Annotated in this window: 14 protein-coding genes and 1 pseudogene; 11 read left to right on the top strand and 4 right to left on the bottom strand. The window is 56.0% G+C overall.

Features of this window, described 5'->3' with window-relative positions:
- Positions 1-163 precede the first annotated feature (163 nt).
- From ACMYSL_RS13590 to ACMYSL_RS13580, 3 genes are all read left to right on the top strand, one after another.
- Positions 164-1,651 carry a carboxypeptidase M32 gene (locus ACMYSL_RS13590; protein ID WP_434663494.1) on the top strand — a complete coding sequence of 496 codons (1,488 nt, stop codon included), beginning with the start codon at positions 164-166 and terminating at the stop codon, positions 1,649-1,651.
- Between the two features lie 173 nt (positions 1,652-1,824).
- Entirely contained in the window at positions 1,825-2,190 is a 366-nt protein-coding gene (asr, locus tag ACMYSL_RS13585; RefSeq protein WP_110274073.1) for an acid resistance repetitive basic protein Asr, read from the top strand.
- Between the two features lie 23 nt (positions 2,191-2,213).
- Entirely contained in the window at positions 2,214-2,342 is a 129-nt protein-coding gene (locus ACMYSL_RS13580) for a hypothetical protein (protein ID WP_112214323.1), read from the top strand.
- Here the strand turns inward: ACMYSL_RS13580 and ACMYSL_RS13575 are convergent.
- Positions 2,336-2,944, bottom strand: coding sequence for a LysE family translocator (locus tag ACMYSL_RS13575; RefSeq protein WP_434663490.1), 609 nt, complete (start codon positions 2,942-2,944; stop codon positions 2,336-2,338). The genes ACMYSL_RS13580 and ACMYSL_RS13575 overlap by 7 nt on opposite strands.
- A gap of 125 nt (positions 2,945-3,069) precedes the next feature.
- Here ACMYSL_RS13575 and ACMYSL_RS13570 point away from each other — a divergent pair.
- A pseudogene (locus tag ACMYSL_RS13570) lies at positions 3,070-3,938 on the top strand (LysR substrate-binding domain-containing protein); the annotation flags it as partial.
- A 562-nt stretch (positions 3,939-4,500) separates the two neighbouring features.
- A complete protein-coding gene (locus ACMYSL_RS13565; RefSeq protein ID WP_181486067.1) occupies positions 4,501-5,313 on the top strand; it encodes a trypsin-like serine peptidase in 813 nt (270 codons plus the stop codon).
- A gap of 4 nt (positions 5,314-5,317) precedes the next feature.
- Here ACMYSL_RS13565 and ACMYSL_RS13560 read toward each other — a convergent pair whose 3' ends face one another.
- The 3 genes from ACMYSL_RS13560 to mdtJ form a co-directional block, all read right to left on the bottom strand.
- Positions 5,318-7,474 (bottom strand): putative bifunctional diguanylate cyclase/phosphodiesterase, encoded by a 2,157-nt coding sequence (locus ACMYSL_RS13560; protein ID WP_434663486.1) that lies wholly within the window; start codon positions 7,472-7,474, stop codon positions 5,318-5,320.
- Between the two features lie 105 nt (positions 7,475-7,579).
- On the bottom strand, positions 7,580-7,909 hold the full coding sequence (mdtI, locus tag ACMYSL_RS13555; protein WP_181486065.1) for a multidrug/spermidine efflux SMR transporter subunit MdtI: 330 nt from the start codon (positions 7,907-7,909) through the stop codon (positions 7,580-7,582).
- The gene (gene mdtJ / locus ACMYSL_RS13550) at positions 7,896-8,258 is read right to left on the bottom strand and encodes a multidrug/spermidine efflux SMR transporter subunit MdtJ (RefSeq protein WP_182239095.1); all 363 of its coding nucleotides are present in this window, start codon (positions 8,256-8,258) and stop codon (positions 7,896-7,898) included. The genes mdtI and mdtJ overlap by 14 nt, the downstream gene beginning before the upstream one ends.
- Positions 8,259-8,778: 520 nt before the next feature.
- Between mdtJ and ACMYSL_RS13545 the strand changes: the two genes are divergently transcribed.
- From ACMYSL_RS13545 to mdcE, 6 genes are all read left to right on the top strand, one after another.
- The gene (locus tag ACMYSL_RS13545) at positions 8,779-9,813 is read left to right on the top strand and encodes an AI-2E family transporter (RefSeq protein ID WP_181486064.1); all 1,035 of its coding nucleotides are present in this window, start codon (positions 8,779-8,781) and stop codon (positions 9,811-9,813) included.
- Positions 9,814-10,265: 452 nt separating this feature from the next.
- The gene (gene mdcA, locus ACMYSL_RS13540; RefSeq protein WP_434663483.1) at positions 10,266-11,921 is read left to right on the top strand and encodes a malonate decarboxylase subunit alpha; all 1,656 of its coding nucleotides are present in this window, start codon (positions 10,266-10,268) and stop codon (positions 11,919-11,921) included.
- A complete protein-coding gene (locus ACMYSL_RS13535; protein WP_434663480.1) occupies positions 11,921-12,763 on the top strand; it encodes a triphosphoribosyl-dephospho-CoA synthase in 843 nt (280 codons plus the stop codon). Before mdcA ends, ACMYSL_RS13535 begins: the two co-directional genes overlap by 1 nt.
- Positions 12,764-12,780: 17 nt before the next feature.
- The gene (mdcC, locus tag ACMYSL_RS13530; protein WP_142463105.1) at positions 12,781-13,080 is read left to right on the top strand and encodes a malonate decarboxylase acyl carrier protein; all 300 of its coding nucleotides are present in this window, start codon (positions 12,781-12,783) and stop codon (positions 13,078-13,080) included.
- Positions 13,073-13,906 (top strand): biotin-independent malonate decarboxylase subunit beta, encoded by an 834-nt coding sequence (locus tag ACMYSL_RS13525; protein WP_304259510.1) that lies wholly within the window; start codon positions 13,073-13,075, stop codon positions 13,904-13,906. Before mdcC ends, ACMYSL_RS13525 begins: the two co-directional genes overlap by 8 nt.
- Positions 13,906-14,706, top strand: coding sequence for a biotin-independent malonate decarboxylase subunit gamma (mdcE, locus tag ACMYSL_RS13520; protein ID WP_434663475.1), 801 nt, complete (start codon positions 13,906-13,908; stop codon positions 14,704-14,706). Before ACMYSL_RS13525 ends, mdcE begins: the two co-directional genes overlap by 1 nt.
- Positions 14,707-14,816 lie beyond the last annotated feature (110 nt).

Below are 14,816 nucleotides of genomic sequence, written 5' to 3'. Positions count from 1 at the left end.
GAGTTGCTTAAAGGCGGCAAGAGAGTGAGTCCCCAGGAGCATAGATAAACTATGCGACTGGGGTGAGCGAGCGTAGCCAACACATAAGCAACTTGAAGTATGACGGGTATACTCTTCATACTTCAACTCCTTCAGATAACTGATAACAAGCGAGAATCCCGATATGAATAACGCATCAAACTATCATCAGCTGACTCGCACCTTTCAGCGTCTTTCACGCTTCTCGCATCTCTCCGCCATCGCTGGCTGGGATATGTTCGCCATGATGCCGCCCGGCGGCAGCGCAGCGCGTGGTGAAGCGCTGGCTGAACTCGGCGTTTTGCAGCATCAAATTTTGACCGATAAAAAAGTAGGCGAATGGCTACGCAATGCCCGCCAGGAAGAGCTGAATGATGTAGAACAGGCGAATCTGCGCGAAATGACGCGCCAGTACGAACAGGCGGCGCTGCTGCCCGAAAGCCTGGTTGAAGCCAAATCGCTGGCAGGTAGCCGCTGCGAACACGCCTGGCGCAGCCAGCGCCCGGCAAACGACTGGCAGGGATTTGCCGAAAACCTGCGCGAAGTCGTCAAGCTCAGCCGCGAAGAAGCGCAAATCCGCTCCGCAGCTAAAGGCTGCTCCCGCTATGATGCGCTGCTGGATATTTTCGAGCCGGATATGACCAGCGCGCGGCTGGACGTCCTGTTCGCCGACCTCAAATCCTGGCTTCCTTCTTTACTGGCTAACGTTGTTGAGAAGCAGGCGCAGATGCCGCTCATCGAACCGCAGGGGCCGTTCCCCGTCGCCGACCAACGTGAGCTGGGGCTGGAAGCGATGCGCGTGCTAGGGTTTGATTTTGACGGCGGACGCCTGGACATCAGCGCCCACCCGTTCTGCGGCGGCGTCCCCCAGGATGTGCGCATCACCACGCGTTACAACGAAAACGACCTGCTCAGCGCGCTGTTTGGCGTGATCCACGAAACCGGCCACGCGCGCTACGAACAAAATCTGCCGCGTAACTGGCTCGATCAGCCTATCGCCCTCGCCCGTTCGACGGCAATCCATGAATCACAAAGCCTGTTTTTCGAAATGCAGTTGGGCCGTAGCGAGGCATTCCTGCAACGGCTGCTGCCAACGGTACGCCAGTACTTTGGTGAGCAACCGGCCTTCAATCGCGATAACTTCATTGCGTGGAACCAGCGCGTCAAGCCGGGCTTTATCCGCGTTGACGCCGATGAAGTGAGCTATCCGGCACACGTTATTCTGCGTTACGAAATCGAACGCGCATTGATTGATGGCGATATTGAAGTGGAGGATATTCCGGCGCTGTGGGATGAAAAAATGCAGCACTGGCTGGGTCTTTCCACTACCGGTAACTACCGTGATGGCTGTATGCAGGATATCCACTGGACCGACGGCGGCTTTGGCTACTTCCCGTCCTACACTCTGGGCGCAATGTACGCCGCGCAGCTGATGGCTTGTGCCAAACGGGCGCTACCGCAGTTGGAAAGCGACATCGCCAACGGCAATTTTAGCGCCCTGTTCGACTGGCTGCGGCAGAATATCTGGCAGCACGGCAGCCGCTTCAGTACCTCTCAGCTGATTCAACATGCCACCGGGGAAGATCTCAATAGCGCCTTTTTCCGCCAGCACCTGACCTCGCGGTACCTGTAAAAGCAGCGGCGTCGGTCTCCCCGACGCCTTATTCCGTCTTGGTTCAGAGGCGTTGTACATACCGTTACACGCCGAAACCAAACACTCACGGAAACCTCGATAAGACAAGCATATAGTTCTTTCAACGGCCCCGCAGTGGGGTTGAAACAAGAAACCTTTTCGAGGATATCAGAATGAAAAAAGTATTAGCTCTGGTCGTTGCCGCTGCAATGGGTCTGTCTTCTGTTGCTTTCGCTGCCGATGCTGCCACCACCACTCCGGCTCCGGCTGCTGCAACCCACAGCACCACCGCGAAAACCACGCATCACAAAAAACACCACAAAGCCGCTGCCAAACCGGCCGCAGAGCAGAAAGCTCAGGCTGCTAAGAAACACAAAAAAGCAGAAGCCAAACCCGCTGCTGCCCAGAAAGCCCAGGCCGCTAAAAAACACAAAAAAGCCGCCACTAAACCTGTAGCTCAGAAAGCACAGGCAGCTAAAAAGCACCACAAAACGACCAAACACAATACCGCTAAACCTGCTGCACAACCGGCTGCTTAATCTCCCCGGTTAGGCTGTTTGATATGATATCGGCGCTGCTTCAGCGCCGTTTTTTTCTGGAGAGCACCATGCTGCGGCGCTATCGTTTTGAGCTCATCCTGATATTACTGATTATCTGCGCGCTGATCGCCAGCCGCTTTTTCCTCTATTGAACCGTTAGCTGCCAGAGGTTATAGCCCAGGCCATATAGGGCCAAAAACAACAAGAAAAGCGCCGATACCGTGGTCAACTTCCTCGCATAGTGCGCCATTAACCAGCGACGAATCGCCAGAATATAGAGCGACAGTACGCTCAGGTCGATAATCACCCACACCATCGTTAACAGCCCCAGACTCAAACCGATACTGGCGGTGATATGAATAAACTGCGGAAAAAAAGCGGCAAAAAAGAGAATATCTTTCGGGTTGCTTAGTGCCGTCACAAACCCTGCCATCACCCCACTCCGCTTCACCGATACGCTCCCTGATACCCCACGCTCCCGCAACATACCCAACGCAAGCTTGATGATATACAGCGACCCGGCAATCGCCAGCAGCGTCAACGCTCGTGGATCTAACGCCACCAGCCCCGTCAGCATCGCGGCTGCCGCGGCAATCAATACTAACGAAGCCAGATTTCCCCCGACCATTGTGCGTACCGCGCTGGCATACCCTTCGCGCGCCGCGGCTCCGGTGACCAATAACACCACAGGCCCCGGCGTGGCAATCAGCGCCAGTACCGTCAGGCAGTAGGCTGCAAGCAATGAAAAATCCATGAACTGAACTCACTATTCAATGATAAAGACGCTATATTCCGCCTTGATTTTAGAGTTGAAAAACGACAAATAGTGAGCTTCAATGTGAGTTTTACTCAATATAGAGAGTAATAGTCGATGTCGATGCCGCCGCGCTACACGTCACGCCCGGAGCCGTAAGTCGCCATGTCAGCACCCTGGAAGCGTGGTTTGAGTGCCAGCTCTTTTTTCGCCATGGACCAAAAGTCACGGTTACCGACGCAGGACAGCAGCTGGCGAAAGCATTAGAAGAGAGTTTCTCGGCGATTGACCGGGCCTGTCAGACCCTGCGCCGTCAGGCGGGAAAGCTACGGCTGAAAGCGCCGTCCACCCTCACCATGCGCTGGTTACTGGACGTTCTGCAACAGTTTCGCCAGCAGCATCAGCGCCCGGAAGTCGAAATGAGTAGCCTGTGGATGGACCGGGACTGCGTCGATTTTGCTCAGGAACCGTTTGACTGCGCGATCCTGCTCGGCGACGGTAATTTTGGCGACGATAATGTCTGTAGTCTGCTGTTTGCCGAATGGCTCATCCCGCTTTGCGCACCGGGGATGCAACAAAAGGCCCTGCAGGATTTAGCCACCTGCACGCTGATTCACCCTTCGACCGATCGTCGGGACTGGCGGCGGTGGCTACAATATTGCGGGCAACAACAACAGCCGAATATTAGTCAGGGCTTAGTTTTTGATACCCTGGAACAAGGCACCATGGCAGCCATGAGCGGCCATGGCGTCAGTATTGGCGATCTGCTGCTCAATCTACCGGCGATCCGCGCCGGACTGCTGGCGCTGCCCTTTTCGACAGCCGTTGCCACCGGCGAGGGATACTATCTGGTGTGGCCCAAAAACACGCTTAACTCACAGCCCATCGCATTGCTACACGACTTTTTGCATCAGCATGTTCCCGAGTCTCTCCCTGACAGTATCACTCGCCAGGGGCAAGCGCCTGTTTACAAGACATGAACCGCCGTGACCAGCAGATAGCCCGTGGTGCCCCAAATCATGGCGGACACCAGAGAAACGTAAACTAATGCGCGAATACCTTGTTTAGACATAGACCCTCCCGTACATCGGGTAATGAGAGATTGCAGATATCATCGCCGGGACAACATCTCTATTTGCTCAACAAGGTGATAGCAATAACAACGTTTTGGGTGAGAAAATGTTTCGCTTTGAAAGTAATTGAGAAACAGGTAAAGAAGTATTTGTTCTTTTATAGATAGCTCTTGTTTAACCAGTAACATCGCCTTCTGGAACACTCACCTTAAGAAAAATCTGCAGTAAGAAAGCTTTTTACCCCGCGCAGGATGCTGTACGTTCGGATACACGATTTATGTTGCTTCCGCCCCCTGTTTCTGCGGAAATAACGCAGCAGAAAATCGATGTTAACCGTTTGAAATTACGCTATTCGCCTACGTAAAAAAGACTGTTTTTTCTGCTTTTACGGGCGTTAGGGCTTCATTAAAATTATTCTTAACTTTCATAAACTTAAATCTGCTGCTACTTTCAATATACATAATTAACTCCCCAGAGAGTGATATGCGTAGAGACGTACTGTTATTACTGTGTTCATTTTGTCTATTTCCCGCGCTAGCTCAGGCTGATGATGATGGCATGAGTGCAAAAGATATTAAGACGCTGTTTTTCGGTCATGATGATCGTAAACCGGTGAATAACCCCACAGATACACCGTGGGACGCTATCGGGCAACTGGAAACCGCCAGCGGCAACCTCTGCACCGCCACGCTGATTGCGCCCAATCTGGCGCTGACCGCCGGGCACTGCCTGCTTACGCCGCCCAAAGGCAAGCCGGATAAACCCGTTGCGCTGCGCTTCATCTCGCGTAAAGGGGGATGGGTGTATGAAATTCACGGTATTGAAGGCCGGGTTGACCCATCGCTGGGTAAACGGTTGAAGGCCGACGGCGATGGCTGGATAGTGCCCTCCGCGGCAGCACCGTGGGATTTTGGCCTTATCATGCTGCGCTATGCCCCCTCAGGAATTACGCCGATACCCATTTTTAGCGGCAATAAGGCCGATTTGACCGCCGCGCTGAAGACCGCTGAACGCAAAGTCACGCAGTCCGGCTATCCGGAAGATCATCTGGATAATCTCTACACTCATGAAGATTGTGTGGTGACCGGTTGGGCGCAGACGTCGGTGCTGTCGCATCAGTGCGACACCTTACCGGGCGATAGCGGTTCCCCGCTGCTGCTGAAAACCGACGCGGGTTGGCAGGTTATTGCGGTACAGAGTTCGGCTCCGGGACCTAAAGATCGCTGGCGGGCGGATAATCGAGCCATATCGGTGACCGGTTTTCGCGACAAACTGGAAACTCTGGCCGCCCAATAAGCGGTCAGCCCTGCTGCTGGCGCAGCTGTAGTAAAGAAGCGACGGGCATCGGCTCGCTGAAATAGAACCCCTGCAATCTGTCGCATCCGGCACGACGCAGCAGCGCCAGCTGTTGCTGATTTTCAACGCCTTCCGCCACTACCGTAATGCCTAGCGCCCCGGCAATACGCACGGTACCGCGTACCAGCTCCGCCGCCTGGGTATCGACATCCACCAGCCCGGCCAGCGATTTATCAATTTTGAGGCTGTCAAAGCTGAAGCTGCGTAAATAACCGATGCTTGAGTATCCGGTACCGAAATCATCCAGCGCCACCGCAATGCCCAGCGATTTTAAATTCTCAATCGCCGCTCTCGCGCGATCGGGATTTTCCAGAACATAGCTCTCGGTGATCTCAAGCTGTAATCGGCGGGCTGGGAAATGGCAGCGTCCAAGCACCTGTACCACTCGCGACTCAAATTCCGGGTCACGGAACTGCGCCGGTGAAATATTCACCGACAGCAGCAGGTCACCCATCGGCTGCAGGTCACAGCAGGCGCGATAGAGGACAAACTGGCCGAGGGCGTAGATCAGGCCGCTGCTCTCAGCAATACCGATAAACGCATCCGGCGGCAGCGCCCCCTGAGGGCGTCGCGGCCAACGCAACAGCGCTTCCACCCCTTCCATCACCAGCGTGTCGGCGTTGACTATCGGCTGATACCAGACGTCAAACTCTTCATTTTCCAGCCCCTGGCGGATGCCGTTTTCGATATTGAGCTGATATTGCCGCGCGTCGCTAAGCGCTTCGTCATACCAGGTTGTGCGCCCTTTGCCGGTTTTCTTCGAGTGGTACATGGCAATATCGGCACGACGAAACAGCTCGGTACTGGAACAGGTCGCCGGAACGCCGCTGGCGATACCGATACTGGCGCTGATATAGATTTTGCGATCGTTTAAGGTGACGGGGGCTTTCAGCATTTCCAGCACCGCCCAGGCAAATGCCGACGCCTGATTGACCGCCAGCTCCCCGCTGATTGTCATCGCGAACTCATCGCCGCCCATCCGCGCCAGCATCCCGCCAGAAGGAACGCGCTCCCGCAATTCTTTCGCAATATAGGTGATCAGCGCATCGCCAACATCATGGCCATAATTGTCATTGACGTCTTTGAAGCCATCGAGGTCGATAAATACCACGCTTTGCGTTTCATGCTGCGATTTTTCACAGACCTGATTAAGCCGCTCGATCAGCGCCCGACGGTTGGGCAAGCGGCTGAGCCAGTCGGTCATGGCGATATTGCGCGCCAGCTTTTCGCCGCGCGCCAGCTTGTACAGCCCAAGGCTACTAAAGAGAATAAACAGTAGGATCAACCCCGCCGCTACCGCAGCAATCAGCCGAATGCTGTTCGATGCCGCTCGCGATGCCTCTGCGCCAGGAAGCCGGGGCTGCCAGCTCAGGTAGCCGACGATTTCCCCGGACTGAGTAAGCAACGGGATGCTGTACTCACCGCCGGTCAGCGTGACATGTAGATTACGAATCTGAAACGTATCCCCCAGGCGTTCGAGCATTTGCGGGTTGATATGGCGGGTGATTACCAGGTAGCGGCGGGTGTCATCATAAACCTGCAAACGCCCGACCGTTGGGCGAATCAGGCCGATACCCACAAAGGCAATCCCCGCGCGAGTGCGTGTAATCCCGGCAAAGGCGCTTTTACCGCTGCGTAGCTCTCCAGCATGTTGCGTAATAAGCGTCTGGAAACCGCTGCCTAAAAATTGCGTATCCTGCTCAGTAAAGGACTGGCTGCGGAACGATCCCCACAGTACGTGGTGGTTCTGGTCCAGCACGAAAGTGCCGTCATAGAGATTATTAATTTTAAAGCCCGACCCCCATGAATTGTAGAGCCATTTCGGATCGAGTTTAGTGGCATAGGCCTGAGTGACCGCGTCGTCCCAGATAGAATTATCCAGCACCAGGGACAGCACGCGGTTGACCGAGGTCTGTACTGCGCCATTCACCGATAGCACCGAGCGATGCTTGTCGATTTCGTTGGCTTTAAGGCCTATCAGATGTTGAGAGAGATAGAGTAGAGAAATAACAGACACGATTAAGCCGACCCCGGCGAGGACGATCATGACGGAAAGCGTTCTGGCGGAGGGAATATTGCGCCAACCTAACGAGTGAATCATGTTCTGTCCTCATCACGGCCAGCCGGGAGATACGCCGAACTGGCTCTTTTTAAAGCGTAATACAGAGAACAGATTTTGCTGCCCGCATTCGCGAGCAGCATCACATCAGGCAAGTTTAATTAATACCATGCCTGCCACCAGCAGGATAAGTCCGGCCCAGCCTTTATAATTCAGACGTTGACCAAACAGCACCCAACCAGCAGCAATGGTTGCCGCAATGCCGAAACCGCCCCACAGCGCGTAGGCCACCGACAGGTCAATCCCCTTAACCGCCTGCGAAAGCGCGCTAAACGCGCCAAGGACCGCAGCCAGCGACATTACGCCGTAGAATTTACGCCGGAACCCGTCGGAAAACTTCAGAAAAACGTTCGCGATGATTTCCAGCACAATCGCCAGCGCCAGCCAGGCGCCGTGAACCCACTCAAACTGTTGCATGAGTTCTCTCCTTGCGCTGTTTCACCGTTTTTTGCGTCCCGGACTTGATTAATACGATCCCGGCGACCAGGGTGACCAGGCCAGCAATTTTTATCGCCGATAGCGTCTCATCAAACAACAGCACGCTGAAAATAGTGATCAGTAAAATACCGATCCCTTCCCATAGGGCGTAGGCTACGCCAAGGGCGATTTTTTTGACCGCGAAGGCCAGAAAAATATATGAAAGGGCAATCATCACCAGCATCAAAATAAAGCCAGTATGTCCACCGCTTACGCTAGCCCATTTCATCGATAGCGTGCCGGTAATTTCAGCAACGATAGCTAAAGCTAATAAAATCCAATAAAACATGATCCCTTCTCCTGCTTGAGAATATAATCCACAGCGGCTTACTCGAGTAAACCGGAAAAATTCTGACGTTATTTTAGCCGTGCGCAGCGCGCCAGCTCAGGCAGAGAGAAGAAGACTAAAGCGCCGAGCGCCAGTGCTGCTCGCCAAGAAAACGGGAGTGAGAGAGGGAAACTGCAGGGTGATAAGAAATAAACATCCTGAACTGATTGTCCATAAAATTACAATTATCCGCGCTATTGCTTCTCATCATTTGCGGATGAAAATTGTCCTCGGTAGTTATACACAAGCCGATTTGTACCATAATGCTACATTTAACTCAAAGTCTTTGCAGTTCTTTACCTTGGGTATTTTATTTTGATTAGTTTTTTCTGATAAAAATCGACATTATGATATCGTTCTGGCAATTCTTTATTAATGGGTCGCGTTTTTCTTTCTAGCAGATGCAACGCGTTGAGACGCCGACTTTGCCAGCGTCTACAATAAACACACATTAGAGCTCATTTTTCTCGCAGGGAGCGGTATGGCCAAACCCATCATCACGCTTAACGGCTTAAAAATGGTCATCATGCTCGGCATGATGGTTATCATCCTGACCGGCATTCGCTTCGCGGCGGATATCATCGTCCCTTTCGTGCTGGCACTGTTTCTGGCGGTAGTGATTAACCCACTGGTTCAGCTTATGGTGCGCTGTCGGGTGCCGAGAGTGCTGGCCATTTCACTGCTGGTGGGCCTGATTGTCCTGCTTGCCGTCGTACTGCTGGCTTCGCTGGGGACTTCTCTCAATGAGCTGGCGCGTACCCTGCCGCAGTATCGCAACTATCTCTATGAACCGATGCAGACCATTGCGCCGTGGCTACAGCGCTTCGGCTTTACCGTTTCGGTGGTTGAGCTTAATAAATATATTGACCCTAACGCAGTAATGACTCTGGTCACCAGTCTGCTCACTCAGCTTTCAAACGCGATGTCCTCTATCTTCCTGCTGCTGCTGACGGTGGTGTTTATGCTGCTGGAAGTCCCGCAGCTACCCGCCAAGTTGCAACAGCTGATGTCGCGACCGGTGGAAGGCATGGGGGCGATTCAGCGCGCCCTCGACAGCGTCTCCCACTACCTGGTGTTAAAAACCGCCATCAGTCTGGTAACCGGCCTGGTGGTCTGGGGAATGCTGGTGCTGCTCGATGTGCGTTTTGCCTTTATGTGGGGACTGTTAGCTTTCGCGCTGAATTACATTCCTAATATTGGTTCGGTACTCGCGGCAATCCCGCCGATTTTGCAGGTGCTGGTGTTTGGTGGTTTGTACGACGCGCTGGTGGTTCTGGCGGGCTATCTGATTATCAACCTGGTGTTCGGTAACATCCTCGAACCGCGCATTATGGGCCGTGGACTGGGGTTATCAACGCTGGTGGTATTCCTGTCGTTAATTTTCTGGGGCTGGCTGCTGGGACCGGTAGGAATGCTGTTATCGGTGCCGCTGACGATTATCGTCAAAATCGCCCTCGAGCAGACGGTCGCCGGGCAAAGTATTGCCTTTCTGCTGAGTGATTTGAGTAAAAACTAACGACATTGCACGCGCTTTCCCCGGAGGCGATGCTGGCGCATCTGTCCGGGCTACCAGCCCGCAGACGGCGGTGAACCTGTAGCCCGGTCAGCGCAGCGCCACCAGGAAGCAGCAGCGCCAATGCATCAGCTCCAGCACATTCCGCTTGACGCACCTGTCCGCAAACGGCAGTGAACCCGTAGCCCGGTCAGCGCAGCGCCACCGGGAAGCAGCAGCGCCAATGCAACAGTCCCTAAACCATGCCGACTCGGGTTCTTTTTATACTCATCCCCCCTGCTCGTAGACCAATCATTCACCTTCATTATTGATCGCCATCACATCTCTCACCCGCCAATTATTACTCTTACGCTAACAATTCGCCGCCAGCCTTAATTGATGCCTGCCACGTCGGGACGCACACTTACTCCCACACCAGGACAATCAAAACGATTTGTCGAATCAGGAGGTTAACAATGAGTGCCGAACAAACGACCGGACGGGTCTGGAACCGTCGCCGGACGGAAAAACAGCGGCGACTGGCCGAGGCTAAGATCTCAGGTAAAGTCATTCCCACCGACCAGCTGGTTGCGGTTCTGGAACATTTGCTGGCTCCCGGCGACCGGGTGGTGCTGGAAGGCAACAACCAGAAACAGGCCGATTTCCTCTCGCGGATGCTGGCGGAAGTCAACCCGCAAAAAATCCACGACCTGCATATGATTATGCCGAGCGTCGGGCGCAGCGAGCATCTGGATCTCTTCGAAAAAGGCATCGCCCGCAAGCTCGATTTCTCCTTCTCCGGCACCCAAAGCCTGCGTATTTCGCAGCTGCTGGAAGATGGTCTGCTGGAAATTGGCGCGATCCACACCTATATCGAACTTTATTCCCGCCTGTACGTCGACCTGTCGCCGAACGTCGCACTGATTGCCGGTTTCAAAGCCGACCGCAAAGGTAATCTCTACACCGGGGCAAGTACCGAAGATACTCCGGCGCTGGTTGAAGCCGCCGCTTTCCATGACGGCATCGTCATTGCGCAGGTTAACGAACTGGTCGACGACGAATGCGACCTGCCGCGCGTCGATATCCCCGGTTCGTGGATTGACTACGTCGTTGTCGCCGATAAACCGTTCTTTATCGAACCGCTGTTTACCCGCGACCCGCGCCTGATTAAGCAAGAACATATTCTGATGGCGATGATGGCGATTAAAGGCATCTACGCTGAGCATCAGGTGCAGTCACTGAACCACGGCATCGGCTTTAACACCGCTGCCATCGAACTGCTGCTGCCCACCTACGGCGAGCAGCTCGGCCTGAAGGGCAAAATCTGTAAACACTGGACCCTGAACCCGCATCCGACGCTGATCCCGGCGATTGAGAGCGGCTGGGTGGAGAGCGTGCACTGCTTCGGCGGCGAACTGGGGATGGAAGAGTACATCCGCGCCCGCCCTGACGTGTTCTTTACCGGCGCAGATGGCTCCATGCGATCCAACCGCGCCTTCTGCCAGCTGGCAGGCCAGTACGCGGTGGATATGTTTATCGGCTCGACGCTCCAGGTGGATGGCTACGCCAACTCCTCAACCGTCACCCGTGGGCGTCTTTCCGGCTTCGGCGGCGCGCCGAATATGGGCCATGACCCGCACGGTCGTCGTCATGCCACCCCGGCCTGGCTGAATATGATTACCGAACCGGACCCAATGCAGCGCGGCAAAAAGCTGGTGGTGCAGATGGTGGAAACCTTCCAGGCGGGCGTAAAACCCACCTTCGTAGAAAAATTGGATGCCATTGAAGTGGCGAAAACCTCCGGAATGCCGCTGGCGCCAGTAATGATTTACGGCGATGACGTCACCCATGTGCTGACCGAAGAAGGCATCGCTTATCTCTATCGCGCGGAAAGTCTTGAGGAGCGCCGGGCGATGGTCGCTGCGGTGGCCGGGATCACCGATATCGGCCTCGGCGTTGACGCCAAACGCGTAGCCGACCTACGCCGCAGCGGAAAAGTCGTTTACCCGGAAGATATCGGTATTCGCCGTAGCGACGCCACCCGTTCGTTGCTGGCCGCTGGTAGCGTCGCCGACCTGGTGGAATGGTCCGACGGCCTGTACAACCCACCGGCAAAATTCCGGAGCTGGTAATGAAAAACCTCTCTCCCCAACTCGCAGAAACCCGGGCCCAGCGTCTGGCACAAATCGCCAGCGACTGCCTGATCGACGAAGCGCGCCTTAGCCCAAAACCGGGCCTGGTTGATAGCCGTGGCAACGGCGCGCATCAGGACCTGAATCTGGCGCTAATGGAACGCTCGGCCCACAGCCTGACACCGACTTTTCACGCGCTGGCGCAGCAAAGCTGGCTGCGCCCGGTTGATATCGCCCTGCGCGAGACCGTGGGTCGTCTGGGCCGTGAAGGCGAAGCGCAGATGATGCAGGCGACGGCGGGGGTCAACACCCATCGCGGCGCTATCTGGGCCCTTGGCCTGCTGGTCAGCGCAACGGCCATGCTGGGGGGAAAAGGTCATTCACAGAGAATCGCGGAAACTGCCGCCGCCCTCGCCCGTTTGCCGGACGCGTGCGCGCCGAAGACCTTCAGTAAAGGTCTGCGCGCCAGCCGCCGCTGGCAGGTGCCGGGTGCGCGTGAAGAGGCGCAGTGCGCTTTTCCGCACATCACCACCCTGGCGCTGCCGCAGCTACTGCGCAGCCGGGCGCAGGGGGCCAGCGAAGAGCAAGCCCGCCTCGACGCGCTGATAGCGATTATGACTTCGCTCAGCGATACCTGCGTGCTCTCCCGCGCCGGAATGGCGGGACTTGACGCCATGCAGCAAGGCGCTGCCGAGGTGCTAACCGCCGGAGGATGTGCGACAGCTGCGGGCCGAGCCGCTCTGGCGCGACTTGATGCCCAGATGCTGGCGCAGAACGCCTCGCCGGGTGGCGCTGCGGATCTGCTTGCCGCCACCCTGTTTCTCGACCGGGTTTCCGCCTAACGCATTCAGAGGATGTTATGGAACAGATCAAATTGTCATTTCCTGCCAACCGCGCCCTCAGCGGCAAAGCGCTGGCAGGCGTTGTAGGCTCCGGGGATATGGAAGTGCTCTATACCGCCGGACAGAGCGACACGCTCAACGTAGAAATCACCACCTCGGTGGACAACAGCCAGGCGCGCTGGAACGCGCTGTTCGACCGCCTGAACCTGGTTAACGGCCTGCCCGGCGGGCTGCTGGTTATCCACGATTTCGGCGCCACGCCGGGCGTGGCGCGTATCCGTATTGAACAGGTTTTTGAGGAGGTGGCCCATGCGTAACGATCGCAGCTTTATCGAATTACGTGCCCGCGAACGCGCCCGCATCCTGCTGGACGACGGTAGCTATCGCGAGCTGCTCGACCCGTTCGAAGGCGTCATGTCGCCGTGGCTGGGCGCGCAGGGTATCGTCCCGCAGTCCGATGACGGCATGGTGGTAGCGAAAGGTACCATTAACGGTCAACCCGCGGTGGTTATCGCCATCGAAGGAACCTTCCAGGGCGGCAGCATGGGCGAAGTCTCCGGCGCGAAAATGGCCGCGGCGCTTGAACTAGCGGCGGAAGATAACCGCAACGGTATCCCCACCCAGGCGGTGCTGTGTCTGGAAACCGGCGGCGTGCGTCTTCAGGAGGCCAACCTGGGCCTTGCCGCTATCGCCGATATTCATGCCGCGATTGTCGACCTGCGTCGCTACACCCCGGTGGTCGGTATTATCACCGGCACCGTCGGCTGCTTCGGTGGGATGTCCATCGCCGCAGCGCTGTGCAGCTACCTGATTGTCACTCGCGAAGCGCGCCTGGGGCTCAACGGGCCACAGGTTATCGAACAGGAAGCAGGCATTGAAGAGTATGACTCCCGCGACCGTCCATTTATCTGGAGCATGACCGGCGGCGAAATTCGCTACGCCAGCGGCCTGGTGGATGCGCTGGTAGGTGACGGCATCAACGCGGTGAAAACGGCAATGAACGAGGCGATTGCCCAGGGCGTACCGACCCAGCATCGCAGCGACAAATATGATGATTTCCTGACCCGTTTGACCCACTTCGATACCCGCCAGCAGGCGGATACCGCGCAGATCAAACAGCTATTCGCCCGGGAGGAGAAATAATGAGTCAGTTCACTAATCGCGCCGCGCTGTGGCTAAACCAGCTGGCACCGAATGCCCCGCTGATGAGCGGTCTGTGCCCGTCAGTACAGGTTGCCGATGCCGATTTTAACGGCGAGTCCGTGCGTTTTATCGCCGTGGTGCCGGATGCTAATAACCACTACCCACGCGCCGCTCAGGGCGAAGTTGGCCTGCTCGAAGGCTGGACGCTGGCGAAAGTGGTTAACGAAACTATCGACGCCGATGCGGATAACCCGGTGAAGCGCCCAATCATTGCGGTTATCGATGTGCCCAGCCAGGCCTATGGTCGCCGCGAAGAGGCCTTCGGTATTCATCAGGCGCTGGCCGGTGCGGCAGGTGCTTATGCCAAAGCGCGTCTTGCTGGTCATCCGGTGATTGGCCTGATTGTCGGCAAAGCGATGTCCGGGGCGTTTCTGGCCCACGGCTACCAGGCCAACCGCCTGATCGCCTTTAACGACAGCGGCGTGCTGGTTCATGCTATGGGCAAAGAGTCTGCCGCGCGGATCACCCTGCGTACTGTTGAGGCGCTGGAGAAACTGGCGGCAACTATTCCGCCGATGGCCTATGACGTCAGCAACTACGCAACGCTCGGCCTGCTCTCCGCCCTGCTCGATATCAGTAATCCGGATGCCCCAGACGCTCGCGATCTGGCTCTGGTCACCGCCACCCTGCGCGACGCCATCGCTGACGCCCGCCAGGATGCCACCCTGAAGTGCCGCCTGGGCGCGGAGAACCGTCGTAGTTCCCAACAGGTGCGTGAACGCATGCGCGCCAGCTGGTAGTCAGTCCCAAGTAAAAGAAAACCTGCCGGAAGCGGCCACCCAAAGGCACTTATCGAGTGTCTTTGGGGAGAGACTGCTTTTAGAAATTATAACAATCGCGCCAGTACTCT

Origin of the sequence: Klebsiella sp. MISC125 (assembly GCF_051131775.1) — a bacterium.
In the GTDB taxonomy this organism is placed as follows: Bacteria; Pseudomonadota; Gammaproteobacteria; order Enterobacterales; family Enterobacteriaceae; genus Klebsiella.
The sequence above is the reverse complement of the archived record's forward strand: the minus strand, read 5'-3'. Positions and strand labels throughout refer to the sequence as shown.

Coding starts and splice junctions, on each gene's coding strand:
- ACMYSL_RS13590 (WP_434663494.1), top strand. CDS start 164: ATGAATAACGCATCAAACTATCATCAGCTGACTCGCACCTTTCAGCGT.
- asr (WP_110274073.1), top strand. CDS start 1,825: ATGAAAAAAGTATTAGCTCTGGTCGTTGCCGCTGCAATGGGTCTGTCT.
- ACMYSL_RS13580 (WP_112214323.1), top strand. CDS start 2,214: ATGATATCGGCGCTGCTTCAGCGCCGTTTTTTTCTGGAGAGCACCATG.
- ACMYSL_RS13575 (WP_434663490.1), bottom strand. CDS start 2,944: ATGGATTTTTCATTGCTTGCAGCCTACTGCCTGACGGTACTGGCGCTG.
- ACMYSL_RS13565 (WP_181486067.1), top strand. CDS start 4,501: ATGCGTAGAGACGTACTGTTATTACTGTGTTCATTTTGTCTATTTCCC.
- ACMYSL_RS13560 (WP_434663486.1), bottom strand. CDS start 7,474: ATGATTCACTCGTTAGGTTGGCGCAATATTCCCTCCGCCAGAACGCTT.
- mdtI (WP_181486065.1), bottom strand. CDS start 7,909: ATGCAACAGTTTGAGTGGGTTCACGGCGCCTGGCTGGCGCTGGCGATT.
- mdtJ (WP_182239095.1), bottom strand. CDS start 8,258: ATGTTTTATTGGATTTTATTAGCTTTAGCTATCGTTGCTGAAATTACC.
- ACMYSL_RS13545 (WP_181486064.1), top strand. CDS start 8,779: ATGGCCAAACCCATCATCACGCTTAACGGCTTAAAAATGGTCATCATG.
- mdcA (WP_434663483.1), top strand. CDS start 10,266: ATGAGTGCCGAACAAACGACCGGACGGGTCTGGAACCGTCGCCGGACG.
- ACMYSL_RS13535 (WP_434663480.1), top strand. CDS start 11,921: ATGAAAAACCTCTCTCCCCAACTCGCAGAAACCCGGGCCCAGCGTCTG.
- mdcC (WP_142463105.1), top strand. CDS start 12,781: ATGGAACAGATCAAATTGTCATTTCCTGCCAACCGCGCCCTCAGCGGC.
- ACMYSL_RS13525 (WP_304259510.1), top strand. CDS start 13,073: ATGCGTAACGATCGCAGCTTTATCGAATTACGTGCCCGCGAACGCGCC.
- mdcE (WP_434663475.1), top strand. CDS start 13,906: ATGAGTCAGTTCACTAATCGCGCCGCGCTGTGGCTAAACCAGCTGGCA.